Here is a 19815-nt window from a genome sequence, read left to right on the forward strand (position 1 = left end):
TAAAGAAAAGCAAAGGTTCACTATAGGAACCTTTGCTCATATTATATCGTTTATTTTCACATATTTACATATATCTTTGATATTTTCACATAATCACTGATAAGACGGTACTTCAAATGGCAAATATGGATTATCAATTTGATCATATAACGTTTTAATCATATCTGTTTGTTTGTATGCCCATCCAATATCAGTTGCATACTGGTAAAATCTTGTTCTTGGAATAGTTACACTACTATTCATTGATGCTTCATGGAAGTCTGGATCCCATCGCATTTTGTAGAGTGTATCCTGTCCACGATCCAAATAGCTGTTAGATATAAATTGTGCCCCGCCTCGGATTGAATCCTCCGGAGTAAACCAGCCTTCACGGAAAGCTCTTACTGATCCTCTGGTATGGGGATCACTGTCTACTGCTTCAATTCCAAACATATTATAAGTTTTTCTTAAAGTAATATTATTTGTATTAAAGCTGTCATTCCGTGTGCGGTGCCAGCTGTTGGTGCTGGGACGGTATTCTAAAATATAGGTAGCTTTACTGCCGTTTGATAAAGGCTGTATGGAAACCCATCTGTTCGTACTGATCTCTCCCACCTCAATCGAACCATTGGATAATATTGAAGTGCCGTGGCCAGTTTCCAAAATTGCATGAGAGATTAAATAAATATCATTAACTCCCTGTGTTTCTGCAGCTGATTTGAAAGTAGCTCCGGTCCCATGCAGAACTCCCCGGTTACGGAGAATGTTATTCAGCTGCGAAGCAGAAACTCCTGATGTCTGAGAAAGAACTAAAAATTGATACATATCCCGGCTGTTCGGATCCGCTGTGAAATTGTTAGGATCGAGCCAGCGAGCTACTTCAACTGATGTAGCGTTTCTCCAGCCGCCTCCTGCAGCACTTGCCTGAGGAGCAAACATCATCTGTCTTTCAAGCATTTGATTTAAAGTGATTTGGTATGTTCTATATTGAATATTGTTTCCGATTTTATTTAATTCTGTATTAATTTTCTGCATAGTTACAGGATCCCCTATGCCATTCTCCACTAATCCATGATGCTTTTGGAAAGATTTCACAACGCTTGCTGTTACACTTCCATACGCTGTGGAAGGATTAGAGGGAAAACTTCCGAACCCAAGCTTCGTTAAATTTATTTTCAACTCTTTTACGTTCGCATGAGACTGCCCGCTCACGTAGTGAGAGCTGAGAATTGATTCCAGATACTCTAAATTTGTTTTAGACATTTTTCCAGTAGGGTTTAAACCGTAGTACTCCTGGAATTCTTTTACTACTTTTTCTGTTACAGATCCGTAAACTCCTGATGGATTAGATGGGAAGCTTCCGAACCCTAGTTTTGTTAACCCTTGTTTCATGACACGGATTTCGTCTCCGCTGTCCCCTCTTTCATAAGGGAATGCAACTCCTGCTCCCTGTACTTCAATGAAAGAAGCACTTACGTACGCAGGCGACTGAGAAATAGATGCATGACTGATTTCATACCATGTGCCGTGATCTACAAGGATATCCACTATCGTTCCATTCGGTAATGTTCCGTACACTGTACTGGAACTCCCCGTACTTCTAGTACTTCTTACATTTAAATTCGAGGCTGTCACTTTCCCCTGCGCAATAACAGATCTCTGCGCGGTCTGGGAGTCGATCAGCTTCATTGTTACAGAATCTCCAATTCCATTTACCCGGAGATTATTTGCCTTTTGAAAATCTGCTACTACCGAAGCCGTAACGGATCCATAAACTCTCGAAGGATTTTCCGGAAAACTTCCAAATCCAAGAGAAGTCAGATTCTCTTTTAATTCTTTAATTGCATCCGAGGATGGCTGTCCAGATCTAAATGGTGAATTTAGTTCTTTTTGAATTCTGTCTAGAGTTCTTTTATCTACATTTTGGCTTGTCGTTAAACCAAAATAAGTTTGAAAATCATTTACTACTCCTCTTGTAACGCTTCCGTACAAAGTAGAAGGATTCTCTGGAAAACTTCCAAATCCTAAAGTTGTTAAATCTTGCTTCAATTTGACGATTTCTTCACCACTGTCCCCGTTCTTATAAGGGAGGGATAACCTGGAGCTTATTAATTCTTCTTTCAACTCTTTTATTCTATTTAAAGTAACTGAATCTGCTATACCGCTCTCTACCAGATCTTCGGCTTTTTGAAAATCTTTTACTACCGATGCGGTAACAGTTCCATACGCTCCAGATGGCGTTTCTGGAAAATTACCGAATCCTAAAGCTGTTAAATCTTGTTTGAAGCCTACTATGCTGCTGTGACTTGATCCTGGCTGATAGATAGTTTCCAATTCAGAAGCAACTCTATTATATGTCTGCTGATTGGTAACTCCATCTGCAGTTAGTCCAAAATATGCCTGGAACTGTTTAACAACTCCCATAGTTACCGGGCCGTAAACCGTAGAAGGATTCTCTGGAAAACTTCCAAATCCTAAAGTTGTTAAGTTTTGTTTAAATAAAGTAATCTCTTCTCCACGGTCGCCATTCTGGAAAGGAAGGGAAAGGGAAGCTGTGCTAAAAGCATCCTCATGCAGGCTTTGAAGGAGCCCGATTGTTTTTGAATCACCTATTCCATTTGCAATCAAATTATTAGCCTGCTGGAATTCTTCTACTACGCTCTTTGTGACTGATCCATATACTGTAGATGGGTCAGATGGAAAATTACCATATCCCAGATCCGTCAGCTTCATTTTCATTTCACGAACCTGCTCTGAGGCATTTCCTGATTGGTAAGGAGTACCTAATTCATTGCTTAAGCGGCTCATTGTGGGCTCATCTGCAATACCATCAGCGTTCAAACCATAATACGCCTGGAAATCTTTTACTACTCCTTCTGTAACAGGTCCATACACTGTTGATGGATCCGATGGGAAATTGCCGAATCCTAAGGCAGTTAATTTCATTTTCATCTCTTTTATTTCAATTCCGGAATCCCCATCTTTAAAAGGCAGTGCAAGAGCTGTTGATTGAACAGCCATTGAAGAAAAAGTATTTATTTCCTGTGATGAATTTTCCTCTTCACGTTCTGTTTCATTTGAACTTTGGACAATATCTTCTTCAGCTTCCTTTTCTTCATGTGCATTTTCTTCTTGTTCGTTTACGTTCTCCTGCTTTTCCTGCTGTAAATTTTCTTCATTTGTTTCACTGCCGTCAGATGTGTTTTCTCTTTCATTCTGCAGTTCTTCTTCTGCGATTTCATTTTGATCTTTTTCTTCAGCTTCGTTAGTAGGTGCTGTTTCATTTTCTACGCTGTTTTGTTTTTTCTTCTCTTCCTCATTATCAGTTTCTTCCGAGTTTAAATCTTTGTTTTCTTCACTATTCGTTTCTTCTTTTGCAACTGTATTTTCCGTTACTTCATCTGATGATTCTTCCGTAACAGGAAGCTCTTCTTCAAATTCTTCTGATGAAGATTCATTCGCTTCATTCTGCTCTGTTTCTTCAGTATTTTCAGGAATTTCTATTTGCAGCATTTCTGCGGTCTTTTCATCAATAGCTCCATGAACCTTCAGTTCGTGCTCTTCCTGGAATTTTTCCACCAATTCTTTTGTGATAGCTCCGTAAAAAGGAGTAATATTCTCTCCAGTGAACATTTCAGGATCAACGTTATTCTTTAATTTTTCTTTTACCAGTATGACTTCTTCGTGCTCCATACCGAATATATAATAGTAGCCTTTGTCCCTAAGTACTTCCACCATTTTTTCCACAGTTTCCTCAGAATATGTAGGAGTTACCTCTAAATCATACTCTATCTGGAATTCATGTAAATAATTGAGTAAATTCTTTTCAAATTCTTCTTCACTTTCTGTTTCAACCTCATAATACAAGGTTAAATGTTCTTTTAGAATCTGCCAATGTAAATCTTCTAACTGCTCTTCTGTTAATTCATCAAATGAATCGTCAGTTCTTTCATTATAAACTTCTATGTTAGATTCTTCCTCAGATAATTCTTCCGCAAATGCAGTGCCAAAAGAACTAAAAACCAACAAAAGAACTAAACATAAAGAAGTGTATTTTTTCAATGATATGTTCATTTTTTCTCTCTCCCCTCTCTAAAGTATTATATCGACATTTGAATTAATTACAATAGAGACTTTTCTATTGTTTTTTAAGCTCTTACATGATTCTCATTACACAGGAGTTTTTTCAAAATGTTTATATTATGAGCGAGCTCAAGCCGATATTTTTTTCTTTTTATGGTAAAGTAGGTATATACTAATTAACTTTAAATAAAGGAGTCATGAATTTGGAAAATTTCACTAAAAGCGTCTATGAGGCTGTATTGAAGAACAAAAATATTGAAGAAATAAACGAGGTGGCTCCTTATGCATACACTACCAGCGAAAAAAATGTGCTGGTATACCTTTCGGTAGCTAATAATTTTACGAGAGCTGTTGTAACTTTAGGCAGCAGTAAAACTGTACCAAAGGCAGTAAATAGAGCACTTGCTTCTTATCGCAAACACAATCATTCCAACCTCCCACCAGTCTCAGTGAAAATTGACATTGTTACGAATGTATTCGCAAAATCTGCAGAGGGTAAAAGAATGAATGTAAAAAAGGATGAAATTGAGCATGAAACAGGTAAAGAGGGCATCGCCTTCTCTAAAGACTTCCGTATTTCTTTTTTACCTGAAGAAGTAGAAGCTTATGACATGATTAAAAATAAGCTTATAAAGAAAGAAAATGTTTTTGCCGCCTTTGAAAAACATTTTTTGCTTTTCGATCAGCAATCCGTAAAAAGTTTCCTGACTAATGAATTTATGGATGTATACAGTTTCCATACAGAAGCTCATTATTATGATGATAATGGATATACTCCGCTTATCAGAGGGCATCGAATGTATGATAAATTAACTAGAAATCTTTTATTAGATTCCATTCAGCTGGCTAAGGATAATTATTTCAAGCAGGCCGTAAATAATAAAGGGAAAATTGTTTACGCTTATCAGCCTCAGGATGGTTCTCAAACAACGGGATATAATATTCTGAGACACGCGGGTACAGTTTATTCTATGCTGGAAGTTTACGAACAAATGCCGGATGAGAATTTGTTAAAAGCCTCGAAAAGAGCGATCAAATTTTTACTATCTAAAATTAAAAACATAACAATAAATAATAAAGAGGCGCTGGCAGTTGTAGAAAAAGATGCCTGCAAGCTGGGCGGAAATGCTTTAGCAGTCATTGCTCTCTGCAAATACACTGAGTTATCCGGAGATAAGCAATACTTACCTATTATGCAGAAACTTGCATTATGGATGGTAGAATCTCAGGATAAGACTGGAAAATTTGCTGTACACAAGCAAATTTTTTCTACTGGAAAAGTGACGGATTTCGTATCTCATTATTATCCGGGTGAAGCTATTTTATCTTTAGTAAGACTTTCCAAAGTAGATGGAGATTCTCGCTGGCTTGATGCGGCTGAAAATGAAGCGAAGTATCTGATTAATAGAAGAGATAAAAATGAAACAAAAGAGACTGTTGCTCACGATCACTGGCTCCTTTACGGCCTGAACGAATTATACCGGGAACGTGCGAATGAAATATATGTAACGCATTCTTTCTTCATAGCAGATGCTATAGCTGAATCTCAAAGAACAGATAGAAAAGAGCATGATAAAGAGTGGATAGGTTCATATAAATCTAAATTAATTCCCGCTTCTACCCCTGTCGCCTGCAGGAGTGAAGGATTAGGCGCAGCTTATCAGCTTGCTGTATACAAAGATAGAAACGATCTTGCCGAAAAGTATAAATCAGCTGTTGATTTAGGTATTCGTTTTCAACTGCAGATGCAGCTTCGTCCTGAATCTGTAATGTATTATGTAAATAAAAAATTATGTCTTGGGGCTTTTCAAGGCGGCCTTCATAAATATGAACTAAGAAATGATTACACGCAGCATAATATCTCAAGCATTATTGCATATTCTAATATTCTTCAATCGTAAGCTCAAAAAAGGATCCCGGCGAAATTGATGCCGGGATCCTTTTCTACTTCTTAAAATATTATATTCAAAATAGTATTGTAGAAAGTGAATGGTTTTAATCAGAAGAGACGCTATACGCTTCCTGTATTATTCTTCTGTACTGTAAAAATGTTCCGGCTTATGGTCGCGGCTTCCTTTTCTCTCTTTCCTTTCTTTCATTACATGAGATATTACTTCTTCAGTTAAATCACCAAATACACTTCTTTGGGAAGCTAACTGGTACAGCCACGTTGCTCCACTAAAGTTTGCCTCAATTAATATCGGTTTTTCATCTTCCCCGACTGCTATATCCCAGGAAATATAATCTTGATGGAGTACTTGTTCATGAAGTTCCTTTACAAATTTAATATACTCATCAAAATTAGGTATCTTTACTTCATTTGCAAAAGAATATCCAGATGTTGGATGAGTCACATGTTTACGTGCATGCTCATCAACTGCAAAATCCATGAATTCTCCTTCATCCGTAATCCCTAGACAAACTCCCCCAGTTCCGGCATTATCATTTACACTATCATTTGCACCAAACCTGGCAAATGTTAAAAGGTATTTAATTTCTCCTTTCCAGCGCAATGTCACCATTCTAAGCGAGTTTACCGAACTTGGATGTGGTTCTGCCATGATTGGATGCTGTTTCAGAACTTCTTGAATAACAAAGTTTGGACCAAATTGCTCTTCCAGTGTTTCAATTGATATTTCCTCGTTTTTAATGTACCCTTTTCCATTTTCAAAATATATCTTATTTATTCCAACACCGTTATTCGTAACTGTAGGCTTAATTATTACTGGCTCTTTTTGAGATAATAAATAATTCCAGGCCTCTTCCTTGTTCAGGTGTTGGTTGTCTCCTGTAAAATAGTTTTCTCTTACTCTTTTCAGCACGGATTTAACTAGACGGTCCGTCTGAAAAAACATGTCATATAAATTTTTATCTGCATACATATTTAGTTTTCCACGAATATTGAAATAAGGGATAACTTCAAACCTCATGACCTCTCGAGGCATCACCCTCACTTCTTTTCTGCCTACCAGATTTTGAAATGCTATATGAAGTGCAGGGTCTACTTGTTTTCCAGAGAGTTCCTGCCAGTAATCTGTTACTTCTTGAGCGAAATCCTCATCGACCGGAGTCAGCAATTTTGCTGCCTCATATTTTTTATACATATTCCCAGTTACATTACTTCCATATTTCGCCAGTAATTTATCTACGTATTCTGTAATGAAATAGTGACCTTTTTGATCTCTTTTTCTCTTGAAACGGTAGGGCTGTTTCAGATCAAATGTTTTTTCCAATATCTCGGCCTGGATATTTCTAAATTCAGCTCTTTTAACTTTTCTAGGCTTATACTTAGTAGATTTGTTATTGGTAGCAATTGGGTAGATCAGAGGTTCGACACTCCATTCGTCCTCTGTTTCATTTACCTCTAGATTTACTATATAGCCGTAAGGAGGAGCTTCCTCACTTTTAAAACGCCCGACAGAGTTAAACACATAGTTCCCTAACGAATAGATAATAATCCCGTCTTCGTTTCTTTCAATAGGAGATACCGTGTGGGTTCCGTGACCTAATACAATATCAGCCCCTGCTTTTAATATATTTTGACAAAGCTCCTGATATTTATCTGCAAGACTAAAGGTTTGATAATCATTTTTTATCCAGTGAGGACTTACTACTATAATACTGTTCGAATCTTCTTCTTTTATCTTTTCAATTTGTTTAACTATTTTGTTTGTTGATAGAGCATTCCAACCCGGCTGGCTTTCCTCTGCAAAATAAGGATTTTGTTCTCTGAACTGCTTGGAAGGTCTCAGTCCGCTTAATACGTATACGTTTCTGCTGGAATTTTCTCCTTCTAATGACCAGACAATCGGTTTTTCCGCTTCTTCTTGACTGTTTCCCGCCCCTACCGTTTTAATACCTTGGTTTTCAAGAGATTGTTTCATGAACTGAGCTTTATCCACCCCAAACTTCATGGTGTGATCGTTCGCTAAATTTACACCTGTCACTCCTAAATCTTTTAATAGAGAAATACTTCTCTGCAGACTATCCCAGTTTTTTTTGTTGTTTTCATCTATTTCTTCTTCAGGATTTCCTAAGAGTGTAGTCTCTAAATTCAAAAAGAAATAATCACTGTTCTCAGTAATAGGAATTACTTTTTCGAAAAAGGATAAAGGCTGCTCTTCCAGCCTTTTTTTTAATAACTCTCTTCCTGTTTTATTAAAATAAAAATCTCCAATACTCGTGTCTCCAGCAAATGACAATGTAAACTGTTTCAAGAATATTCCCCCTATAAAAAAATAAATGATCTCACAAAGCTATATTTAGTAGTGCTGCACCTTAATTTCAATTAATAAAAACCTCGTATTTGCCAAAAATATTTTTTAGTTCAATCCGCTCTCTCTACTTGGACAATTGTTAAATACAGATATCACTATTTTGAAATTTCTTCCCTTGAAAAACTATTCCCTAATGATTGTCTTTAAAACTTTACTTCATTCGCTTCAATTTTCTCTTTTTCTGCGAAGTTTTAATAAAACCTTTTTAACTGCCTTCTTGCTTAAAGAGCACTCCATGCTTAAACTGCCTGCCATTTGCAGTGAATAATCGACAGGCATACTTTTATTTTAGTTTTTTCTTTATCTGACCTGCTTTTCTCAGCGGTTTTGTGATTTTCCAGGAAGAACTGTATTTCATTTTTGTAAGAGATTCTTCTAACTCTTTTGTTTTCTGAATGTAGTAATTTTTTATTTCTTCTTCTTGTTCTTTAAGCATTTCCAATTCTTTTAATTCTTTTTCATATCTATAAAGATCTGTTTTTAATTCATTAACTTGCTCATTAAGATATTCATTTTCTCTTCTTAGTTTTCTAACACTGCTTTTTGATTTCTTTAATCTCGCTCTATTTTCTTCTAATTTATCTTGAATTTTCCGTTCTTTTGGAGTGAATTTTTCTAAGTCCAGCTTTTCTTTGTCTCTTTCTTCTTTTATTGTTTTTAATAGTTCTTCTGTTAGCTCTCCAAACATAGGCCGCTGTGAAGCGAGCTGGTATAGCCAGGTAGCTCCCCGAAAATTAGCCTCGATAAAGACTGGTTCAGCCATTTCGTTTATTGCAATATCCCAGGATACAAAATTTTGATGAAGTACATCTTTATGAAGATTTTTTACAAAATCAATACATTTTCCAAATTCAGGAATCTTCATTTCTTTGCTAAAGTCGTAACCTGTAGTTGGATGAACATTGTGAGTATTTCCATTTTCATCAACTGCGATGTTTAATAGTTCCCCGGAATCTGAAACTCCAACGCATACTCCTCCTGCTCCTGCATTATCCTGGACAGCATTGTTAGAGCCAAATCTTGCAAACGTTAATAAATAATGAATTTTATTTTTCCAACGCAGCGTGACCATTCTCAGCGTGTTAACAGAAGAGGGATGAGGTTCGGCCAGAACTGGATGCTGCTTAATGCGCTTTTGAATGATAAAATTCTGATGGTAACTTAATTCCAGTTCTTCTAGAGAAATTTCTATTCCCTCTTTGAATATTTTTCCATCCTGAACTGATAACTTACTGATTCCTTTCCCGTTGTCTGTATTACTTGGTTTCACTATTAAATCATCATTTTGCTTTTTTATCTCCAATATTGCTTCTTCGTAATTTAAAACGTTGTTAAATGTATCAAAATATGTGCCATTGACCCTTTTCAACACTGCTTCAGCAGCATTTTTAGTAGTGATTAATTTATCATAGATATTTTTATCACTATAAACAGCTTGAAGTGATAAATCATTCAAATAAGGAATAATAACGTCCCACATTACTTTCCCAGGAACTACCATTTCCTCTTTAAGACCTGTTACATTGTAAAAAGCTGCATGTAAAGAGGTATCCGGCACTAACCCGTAATTACTAAACCAATATTTTTTTACTTTATCCATATATTCCGCGTCCAGCTTTTGAAGCAGTCCAGCTTCATAATAGCGTTTAAATGGTTTTGTATTTACTTCGAAGCCACTTGCTTTAAACTCAGCTAACATTTTTTCATTCATATGTAATTTCACTGCCCATCTCTTAAAGTCTTTTGCATTAAATCGAGCTTAAATAATATTTCAATAATATATTACGAACCGAGTAAATAATTTCCACCGTTTCGGAAAGTCTCTGAACCCGCCGCTTTCAGTCTTTCTCAACTCTGTGACTGTCCGCTCTTCATTTTTTTTGCGTATTACTGCACAGACTATTTATTACGCTTTACCTCGAATGCTCATATAAATAACAGAACATTACATGATAAAACTAAACTAGCTGATTATAAATAAATCGTGTGTAAAAATATAGATTTTTCATATAAATCATCGCTTCTTTTGATTTTTTCGATATTAAGTGATCTATCTGCCTCAAAAAATAAGTTACAATCAAATTTAAAGAGCTGTACCACGCCTTCTACGACGTTCACTTCCCCATTTCAATTTATCCTGCACTTTAATTTTAACAGAAAAAGAATATTATTATTAAGAAATTTAAGAACCTTGGCTTCAAATAAGGATAATTAGTGAATTAACATATTAAATATTGTATTTAAATATTAAATCAGCTGATTACTCTACTTTAATGATATTATAATTAAAAGTCTTTTTCCTGCCTGAATCTCAATAAAACAATGAAGAGGTGTGCGAGAATTGAGTAAATATATTATTACTTTTGCTGGAGATACAAGTCTGGGTGATGGGTATTTAAGTACTGACAAACGTGTTAACGAAAAGAAACGTTTGCAATCTGATCCTTTTTCTTTCTTTGAGGACGTTGCACCCTTTATTAAAAAAAGTGATTTTTTCATATTGAATTTAGAAACTGTGCTTGCAGTAGACCCTCCCTCTTACTTAAAGGATAAAAAGTTCCCGAACTGGGATGATCCATCACGCACACCAAAAGTATTGAATCAACTGGGTGTCGATGCAGTTACTCTGGCGAATAATCATACAAGGGATTTCGGTCCCAAAATTCTGCTGGATACAATCAACGTGCTTGATAAAGCTAAAATTAAACATATTGGAGCTGGGGCTGATTCCGGAGAAGCCTCCAAACACCTTAAAATTGAAATTAAAGGTTCTTTTCCTAAGAAAACCATTTATGTATTTAATGGGATGAGGGCTACTCGCAGATATAGGGATTACTATGAATTTTTAGCAAAAAAAGATACACCCGGAGTTAATTCTTTAAACGAAAATCGAATGACCCGCAGAATTACCGCGGTAAAAGAAAAAGATCCAAATTCAATTGTTATTGTGTGTGCTCACTGGGCGGAAGCTGATTATAAATGGATTGGAGAATCTGCGCAGATCCGCGCGAGAAAATTTGTGGATGCCGGTGCAGATTTTGTTATCGCGCACGGTACCCATATGGCGAATCACATTGAGAAATACGAGTCTGGAATTATTGCCTATTCTCTTGGTAACTTCGTATTTAACGCACCAGGCCGCTACGCTAAAATGGGGGCTCCTCCATATAGTATGATAGCGAACCTTACAATTGAAGAAGAGAATAGTGAATGGAATATCAAGCCTGCATTTTACCCGATTATGACGGATAATAAGCAAAATGGATTTCACTGCCGTTTTACTACTTATGAAGAAACGGTTGAACTACTTGGCCATTTAAATGAAAGACAGTACCTTGGTACACCTAAAGAAATTATCAGAAAGGATAATGAGCGTTATTACTTCGATATCGAATATGCAGGGGAAAATATTAAACTTGTACCTGATGAATTAGAACAACTTCTGCCTAAGACCTCTCTTACTTCAAAAACAGATTTTGAAGACCTTGAAGATTTTTCTGAAGAAGTGGAACAATTAAAAGAAATTCAGGATAAAATTGATGACTATTTAGTCCAATATTATCGTAAATTTTATAATAATTCTTCTGTTACCACTGATAAAGAAAAGTTATCCATGCTTTCTAAAGTAGTGGACAAGCGTTATTTAAGTCACGGCTTCTTAAAGAAATTCGAGAGAAAAAAAATTCCAATGACCAATTCTTTATCTTTCCGGGATATTATGGTTGAAAAATCTGCGATGAGAAAGCTCGGTTACAAAGAATATTCCTGGCAGCTGGATCGTAAAACGAAAGCATATGAATTTGCAGACACGATTGGCCTGAGAAGACCTGAGTCTGATTCGCAAATCTATCGTTTTGAAGAAATTAAAGGCAAAGCGGGACCAATAGTAATTAAACCTGTGCAGTCTACAGGTTCTATGGGAGTATATTTAATTTTTAATGAGAATCGGATTCTATCTGCCCGCGGCGGCCACTATTTAAACAGCTGGGGAGAAATTGAAGCTGAAATGAGACCGGAATTAGAAGCAGTGTATCAGGGGAATCCACGAGGCGCACTGCGAAAAGATGAATGGATTGTAGAAGAATTAATTTTAAGAGCTCCTGATTCTACGGAACCCCCGCTGGATTACAAGTTTTACTGTTTTTATGGTGAGGTCGTGTTTGTGCTGGAAGCAGATCGTTCTGATTCTTCAGGATTTAGTACCTGGGACAGAGATGGAAATTTGATTCAGACCGGTTGGCAGGATAACAAGCTTCGTGAAGGAGTCGGTTTCTCTCACCAGGATGCAGAAGTTGCCATTCAGGCAAGTCTGCAAGTTCCGTCACCATTCGTTCGCATGGATATGTTAAAAAGCCATGATGGCATCGTGTTCGGTGAAGCGACGCCTCGTCCGGGGAGATTCCACTTATTTAATAAAGAATTTGACCGTACACTCGGAAAAGCTTACAGGGAAGCGGAAGCCCGCTTACTTCAGGATCTGCTGCGTGGTAAAAAGTTCGATGCATTTACAAAACACTTCGACGTGTAATTTAATTTGCAGAGGATCCTGGTTGCAGGATCCTCTTTTTTGGTTATTGTGTACTAAAAGCTGAACTTCATGCAGACGTAATTCAGTATAGCTTCATTTCATATTAGTATAAGGTGTTTTTATGATAGTATAGCTGCTTTTTATGTCAGTATAGCCGGTTTGGATGTTATTATAGCGGATTCGGAGTATATTAACGGCCGCGGCAGATAATTAACAGGCTCAACTCTCAAGACACTCAAGCTTTTTCAAAAAAATAGTTAGACAGGAAAGAAGCCGATGCGCAGCACCGGCTTCTTTCTTCAGCTTTATAATAGTTTACATCAATGAATGTCTGTCCCATCCCTGCTAACGGAAGCTTTTCTGTTCACTTTCGAGATTTCCACTAAAAATATTCAGAAGTTTAAACTGGAACTTCTTTTACTCTCATTGGAAAATTTGAAAAGACAATATTTTTAAAAGTGATAGACTGTGCGCTGTAATTTCATCAGAAAAAGTATAGTTTCCAGCTTACTTTCCAAGCCTCTTTATTTTTTTGGCGGTATCTAAAGCAAATCGTACCGGCTTCGTCATTTTCCAGGTAGTACTGTTAATAAGCTGGTCATATTTACGAGCGATCCGCTTATAGTCTGTTTTACTGAGTTTATCGTATTGACCTGAGGAAAGCTTTCTTGGAGCAGAAAGCATTCTAAAGCCAAGCCGGACTGGCTTTGTCCACTCTTCTTCAATAATTTCTTCCACTACCGCAGACTCAGGTCCTTCAATACAGACCTTTTTAAAGTTGTTTACTTTCTTTTTGTTCGGATGCGTTACTACTACAGATACAGAACCATCTGCTTCGTTTTTTGCATGGCCATGCAAATCTCTTTTTAATGCTTCTCTTTTTATCCACTTTCGGTAACCTACATTCTGCACATTTCCACGTACAGTGTATCTTTTCCCATATAACTCTCCAACCGGTGGCACGGGTAATTCTACCATAGAGGCTGAGCGAACTTTAATAGGCTCAATAATGCTGTCGAAATCAAAGTAAAGGTTAGAGCGCGGTGTTTCAGCAGTTTCCGGAAAATAGAAATTAATAAATTCCCTTGCAAAGTCACGTGGCGTTCCGATCATCGGGAATAAATGACCCCCTAGACCCGGACGGGAGTTCACTTCAATTACAGATCCGCTGCCAGTTTCGTCATCTACAATAATATCAACTCCGCTCTGTGCCAGCCCCGGAATTGCTTTTGTCGCATCAATCGCAATTTTTGTGAGCTCCGGTGAAAGGTCTTCTGTTACGTCCACCGAGTCGCCGCCGTTTGAAAGATTACTCTGCACACGAAGGAAAATGCGTTTTCCTTCCTCCAATACGGAATCCAGTTCATACCCTGCCTCTTCTATCATATATAGCACTTCTTTATCAATTCGGATCATCCTGCTTGTTAAATGCGGATTCAGCTTTCGAAATTTATTTTTTCGGGAAATCAGCTGGCGTATCGTTGCTGTCCCATCTCCTACAACATTTGCTGGGATACGGTGCATCGCACCAAGCACTTTTTCCCCAAGGACAATAACGCGGAATTCTTTTTCCCCCGGGATATGTGTTTCAATGATTACTTCTTTATACTCCAGCTCATTTCTTACATACTCAATCGCTTCTTTTAATACCTGCTCTTCCCGTACGTTTGCAAATACACCTTTTCCGCCATTCGCGCTTACCGGCTTCAGGACGAGTGGATAGCCCAGCTCGTTTCCGTAGGCGAGAATTTCTTCATTGGTGGCGTCTTCAGGGAATTTCTTTCCTTGTGGTGTCGGTACACCTTCTTTTGCAAGGTACTGCTTTGTTAAATCTTTATCGTCACAGATGTCGAATGCTTCTTCTGTAACAAGGTCTCCTTTGGATAAGGCAAAGTGGTGCTCCCGGTCTTTATATTTTAAGGAATAGCGGACTTTGAGTTTCATTTCTTCATCGAACGCGCTGTAGAAACGGAGCCTGATACCTCTTCTCCATCCTTCCAATGCAACGGTATAGGTGCTGATTCGTTTTCCTTGGCCTGCTTTTGGTACTGCCCCTTCTAAGTGAGGCAGCCATTGATAGCTGGTTTCTTCTGCCACGGTAATGTCCTCCAGTTTTAAATGAGTTTTTTGTGAACCTTCATAGTTTAGTAATGCAGTGCCCACACCTTTTTCTCTGCAATTGCAGGGGAGGAGGGGTTCAGTTTCCAGGATAGTTCACCGGGTAACCTTCAAACTTTCTTTTCTGCTGGCATCTTGAAAATTCACCTTGGCACTGCTGAATAATTTCAATTGCCAATAATACTTTTTAAGACTTTGAAACTAAGACACTTCTATTAGTACATAACTTATTAAAATTACCTAAATATCTTTATAGTAATTGTATGTTTTTTGATATTGGACCAGTCGAGTAAGGCAGAGCTGAAAATTTATTTATTATGTCATAGAAATATTAAAGTCCACACAGACAAGCTCCGCCTTAAAGACGTTCAGTGAAATTTAAGCGACCTGAAGTACAAACGGGCATTCTCTCTGTTTCACAGCCGCTGTTTTCTCGATATGCGTTTTGTAATTCTTTCTTTTACTTTCTGCCACTGACGATTGACTCTGTTTGTCTTTTTTTCTTCTTCCTTCCAGCGTTGCAGCACTTGCTGCTTGGATGAATAAAGATCTGCTAGAGATGGCTTAGTGTCATCGTACCAGGAAAGTTCCTGTGCGAGTGGCAGGCTGTAACACTCAGTTGCTGCCAGGATGCCTGACTCCTCCAGCCAGTGAAAGAAATCTTTCAGGTACTGCTTGTCCGTGTGCGCGATCACACCTTCCAATGCCTCATTTTTCTTTATCTCTATTTTACCAATAAACTTCTTTTCGCGCAGGTATTGTTCAATTTTCTGCTTCTGCTGCCGCAGCGCTGAAGAAGTGACGGAAATTCTGTCGGCGTGAAACCTATCTTGTCTCGCTGGTTTCACCTGAACCTCTTCCACCATACCTGTTTTTATTGCAGCTTCTATTTCTTTTATCTCAAAGAATAGCTGCTCTGCCCGAGGTGCGTCCCTGCTTTCCGGAAAGTAAAAGTCGATCAGCGCTTTTGGTATATCGCGTCCTATTCCAGTCATCGGAAAAAGATGCGAACCAAGGCCCGGACGGGTATTCACTTCAATTACCACAGCTTTATCCTTCTCAAAGTCTACCATTAAATCGACTCCACTGTGGGGCAGATCCGGGATAGCTGCTGTAGCATCGACAGCTACGGCTTTGACTTTTTCAGAAAGGATATCCGTTACGTCGACCGGATCACCGCCCGCGGAAATATTACTTACCCGCTTCACGATGATTTTTTCCCCTTTTGCAGGGACAGTTTTTAACGTCCAGTCACTCGTGTGCATCGTGTTATAAAATTGTTTGTCCAGCTTTATTGGCCTGTTCGCTAAATGAGGTACTCGTTTCCTTGCTTCATTTTTTTTATCTATCAATTGTTGAATTGAGCTTCGCCCATCGCCAATTACGTTTGCCGGAGCGCGCTGGACGGCTGCAAGTACTTTCCCTTCCAGTACGAGTACCCTGCATTCTTCTCCCTGTACAAACTGTTCGACGATGACTGTTTCCAGCTTCAGCTGTCCTCTCACATATTCAAGCGCCCGCTCCAGTTCTTCTTCGGCCTGAATATTTACGACAACCCCTTTGCCACCGGAGGCATTCGTTGGCTTTAAAACAACCGGATAGCCGATTTCTTTGGCGTATTGGAGAATAGATTCGTCTTTTACGTGGGGTGTAAATGTACTTCCCAGTGGCACAGGTACATTTGCTGCCTTTAAGACAGCATTCGTTTTGGATTTATCATCGCAGATTTCCTGCGCCTTTTCAGAGATTTTATCCCCTTTTGAGCCCTGAAAATAATGACGGCTGGCAGCGGAGGAAAGCGAATAGCGGAGCTGGAACTCTCCATCTTCTCCCCGATCTGCAAGAAAGGTCAGTGTTAAGCCTCTCCGCCAGCCTTCCAGTGCAATCATGTACAAGCTGATCTTTTTTTCTTTTGCTTCCGACGGGATCGCATGCTCCAAATGCGAAAGCCATACTGCTGGCAATTGTTCCATCTCTTCGCTTCCCTCCTTTTACTTGCCGCGTAATGCTTTGCTCCAGGTACCTACAGGCGCTTTGGAAAGCGTCGCTGCTGCATGAAGCATTCTTTCTTTCGCACGGCGCTGTTTTTCCATCAGACTGACCTGTGACTGCAATTCTTTGGTATACTTCTGTTTTTCTTTCTTTGTTTCCTCTAATTGAAAAGTGGGTGTAACGAACACCGGAGCATCTGCAAGAAAATGCGACGTAATTCCTGTTTCCTCAAGATACGCAAGCATATGTACATAACCGTTCAGCGCACCTGTCAGGTAAAGGTGATATTGTTGTTTCTCTTTTTTCTTTAAAAATCCTGCCATACGGTAGAAGACCGCGGTCTCTCTTAATTTTTCCCGCGCAATCAGAGAATCCAGATCTCCTTCCAGCAGCCAGTGCTTTCCTTCTACAGCCGTTGTCCTCTCACACGGAGTAACCTTTACTTCTGCTGCAGCACCCGTTTCCAGCGGGATCAAGGCCTGATGCAACTTAAAGTAGTACTGATTGGCACAAGGTGTTTCTACTGTTTCCGGAAAGTAATAATCGACAATCGCTTTTGGCACATCTCTGCCCTGCCCTTTGCTTGGATAAAGAAGTGAGCCAAGCTTTGCGGTCGGATTTACCTCAATAACCGTAGGTCCTTTGCTGCTCATAATAATATCGACGGTGCCGTGCGGAAAATCTGGAAAAGCTTTCAAGGCATTTACTGCTGCTGCTTTCAAACTTTCCGGAATTTCTTCCAGACGGTCGATTGGATCTCCTCCAAGAGAGATGTTGCTGCGGTTCCGAAGAAATATCTGCTGTCCCTGCGGAAGCACAGCATTCAGTGACAACTGCTGCATTTTCAGCATCTGATGAATTTCTTCGTCAACAATGATAGGAAAATATTTCAAGTGAGGGTTCTGCTTTCTCTTTTGATTCTTTTGTTCAATCAGCGTTCGAATAGCAGTACTGCCGTCACCGATTATATTTGCAGGTACTCTCTCAATCGTTCCTGCCACTTCTTCTCCGACCACATATACCCGGTATTCCGCTCCTGAAAGATGCTCTTCTATCATAATGCTTTCTTCCGGATATACTTTTTTCAGCTGCTGAAATGCTTTTGTTAATTCATCTATTGAAGTGAGACCAGTAACAACACTAAGGCCAAAACTGCCATTTGCGCTTTTTACAACGAGAGGAAATTCAAGAGTTTCGCTTCGCGTATGGAGAACTTTCAAGTCCTCGGACGGCTGCATTATAAATCCGCGCGGTACAGGAACCTTTCCTGCTTCAAGAATTTTTTTCGCAGCGGCTTTGTCCGTTCCCTGCGTTACTGTGTTCCGACCTACTTTATCCCCCCGGCTGCGATAAAAATAGTGTGTCCGGCTGCCGTGCGTCAGGGAAAATAATTTTCCCGGTTTATGTACAAACCATGCTCGAATATCGGCGAAAGCCGGAGAATCATCTGCATGAAACCGCAGCCCCAGCCCTCTTCTCCACCCTTCCAAAGCGATTAGATAACTGTCCAGTAGCTGTCTGCCTGCTTGTTCTGTTACTTCAGGAGGCAGATGCGGGAGCCATGCAGCGTTCTGTGTAGTTAATGTCATTGCAGCTCCCTCCACTTTTCAAACTTCTTTCCCTGCCAGATATCATGAAACAAATTCTCTTCTGCTTCTAAAAATGCTTCGCCGAGCTTTGTGTCGGTAGCTTCGTCAAAGTGATCATAGTTCCCCGGTTTCGGGGTGAATTCACCGAATACCGGACCCTCGTCTGTGAGTAAAAAATCAATTCTGCAGAAAGGGGCGGGAATTTCTTTGCTCATTTTCTCGGCAACTTCAAGTTCTTCTGCTGAGACGCCGTTTCCTGTGAACAAATGCTCTGTATATTTCCCGGTCTCCACCTGTTTTCCATCTGCCGTCCACCAGCAGTAGCCAAGCTCCGGATAGCGGCGGATTTCCAAAATAAGCACTGCTTTTCCGTAAAAGCAGTAGAATTTAATATCCCGTGCCGGCTCCAGTGCTGCTTTATCATAAAAATACAGTTCTTCTGCCATCCACGTATCTTCCTGCACTGCCCCTGTTTGCAGGTCTTCCTGCATGGAGGCCAGGAGCTCCTCTTTCGATAAAAGCTTCTCCGAGGTTTTTGCGTTCACGTAATGGTCCTGCTCCAGCAGAAGATAGACACCCCGTCCGCCTGCCCCGTGCTGCGGCTTAATTACCGTTCCCGGCTTCAGGGGAAGTTCTTTTAACTGATATGTTTCTTTGTGCTGATGCGGGACAGGGATGTCGAGCTTTTTCGCAAACCGATATCCCAGTTCCTTATTGTCGAGCTTCCATTCCGGAAGCTGGTGCCCAAGCTGTTTTCTGCGTACGCGCGTGGTAATTAAGCCGCGGAAAGAAACGACCGGAGCCAAAGAAGGAATCGCTCCTTCTTCCATCCCCCGCGCGAATCTTTCCGGGAGCTGGGAAACATAAAAAGCAGGCAGAAGACGCTCGCGCATTTTATGATCCACTTCTTTCCCGTGCTTACCTGCCGCTTTTAATGCGTACAGGAGCGCCTGGGTATAATGCAGATCATGCTGCACTTTCTTTGCTGCAAGTGTTTGCGCTGTTTCAAAAAGCGTTCCCTCCTGATGCGCTTCCCGGACAATCCGTTGCAGTTCTTCATCATTCGCATTTTCCAGTACATGAGAGGGTGTGGAAACAGGACGGTCCGGGTTCGCCACCGATTCGTAAAGCTTCTGCTTCAGCTTTTTGTTTTCCGCTTCGAGCTTTGTAACCTTGTGTCCTACCAGCTTTGCCCGAAGCGCTGCTGGCAGGGACAAAATTTTGTCTTTCATCCTGTCTCCCCCTCTCG

General features: G+C 39.5%; 9 protein-coding genes. 2 read left to right on the forward strand and 7 right to left on the reverse strand.

Going from position 1 to position 19815, the window contains the following annotated elements:
- Positions 1–93: 93 nt before the first annotated feature.
- On the reverse strand, positions 94–4053 hold the full coding sequence (locus BLP92_RS11050) for a peptidoglycan-binding protein (protein WP_090843020.1): 3960 nt from the start codon (positions 4051–4053) through the stop codon (positions 94–96).
- Positions 4054–4265: 212 nt separating this feature from the next.
- On the opposite strand from BLP92_RS11050, the gene BLP92_RS11055 reads away from it, so the two are divergent.
- Positions 4266–5963 (forward strand): glycoside hydrolase family protein, encoded by a 1698-nt coding sequence (locus tag BLP92_RS11055; RefSeq protein ID WP_090843021.1) that lies wholly within the window; start codon positions 4266–4268, stop codon positions 5961–5963.
- A 126-nt stretch (positions 5964–6089) separates the two neighbouring features.
- Here the strand turns inward: BLP92_RS11055 and BLP92_RS11060 are convergent, their stop codons facing one another.
- Together BLP92_RS11060 and BLP92_RS11065 are read right to left on the reverse strand one after the other, a co-directional pair.
- Complete coding sequence (locus BLP92_RS11060) at positions 6090–8279, reverse strand: CapA family protein (RefSeq protein WP_090843022.1); 2190 nt, start codon at positions 8277–8279, stop codon at positions 6090–6092.
- A gap of 343 nt (positions 8280–8622) precedes the next feature.
- Positions 8623–10062, reverse strand: a complete 1440-nt coding sequence (locus BLP92_RS11065) for a sugar-transfer associated ATP-grasp domain-containing protein (RefSeq protein WP_090843023.1) — start codon at positions 10060–10062, stop codon at positions 8623–8625.
- A 618-nt stretch (positions 10063–10680) separates the two neighbouring features.
- Between BLP92_RS11065 and BLP92_RS11070 the strand changes: the two genes are divergently transcribed.
- Positions 10681–12867 (forward strand): CapA family protein, encoded by a 2187-nt coding sequence (locus BLP92_RS11070; protein ID WP_175444263.1) that lies wholly within the window; start codon positions 10681–10683, stop codon positions 12865–12867.
- A 507-nt stretch (positions 12868–13374) separates the two neighbouring features.
- On the opposite strand, the gene BLP92_RS11075 is transcribed toward BLP92_RS11070, so the two are convergent.
- The 4 genes from BLP92_RS11075 to BLP92_RS11090 form a co-directional block, all read right to left on the reverse strand.
- Positions 13375–14964, reverse strand: coding sequence for an acylphosphatase (locus tag BLP92_RS11075; RefSeq protein ID WP_090843025.1), 1590 nt, complete (start codon positions 14962–14964; stop codon positions 13375–13377).
- A gap of 437 nt (positions 14965–15401) precedes the next feature.
- Complete coding sequence (locus tag BLP92_RS11080; RefSeq protein ID WP_090843026.1) at positions 15402–16958, reverse strand: ATP-grasp domain-containing protein; 1557 nt, start codon at positions 16956–16958, stop codon at positions 15402–15404.
- 18 nt (positions 16959–16976) lie between these two features.
- A complete protein-coding gene (locus BLP92_RS11085) occupies positions 16977–18566 on the reverse strand; it encodes a hypothetical protein (protein ID WP_090843027.1) in 1590 nt (529 codons plus the stop codon).
- The gene (locus BLP92_RS11090; RefSeq protein WP_175444264.1) at positions 18563–19798 is read right to left on the reverse strand and encodes an ATP-grasp fold amidoligase family protein; all 1236 of its coding nucleotides are present in this window, start codon (positions 19796–19798) and stop codon (positions 18563–18565) included. The genes BLP92_RS11085 and BLP92_RS11090 overlap by 4 nt, the downstream gene beginning before the upstream one ends.
- Positions 19799–19815: the final 17 nt, after the last annotated feature.

This window comes from Alkalicoccus daliensis, from assembly GCF_900103955.1.
GTDB lineage: Bacteria > Bacillota > Bacilli > Bacillales > Salisediminibacteriaceae > Alkalicoccus > Alkalicoccus daliensis.

Bases quoted from the DNA above. Each gene is read 5' to 3' on its own strand.
- BLP92_RS11050 (WP_090843020.1), bottom strand. From the start codon at position 4,053: ATGAACATATCATTGAAAAAATACACTTCTTTATGTTTAGTTCTTTTG.
- BLP92_RS11080 (WP_090843026.1), bottom strand. From the start codon at position 16,958: ATGGAACAATTGCCAGCAGTATGGCTTTCGCATTTGGAGCATGCGATC.
- BLP92_RS11085 (WP_090843027.1), bottom strand. From the start codon at position 18,566: ATGACATTAACTACACAGAACGCTGCATGGCTCCCGCATCTGCCTCCT.
- BLP92_RS11090 (WP_175444264.1), bottom strand. From the start codon at position 19,798: ATGAAAGACAAAATTTTGTCCCTGCCAGCAGCGCTTCGGGCAAAGCTG.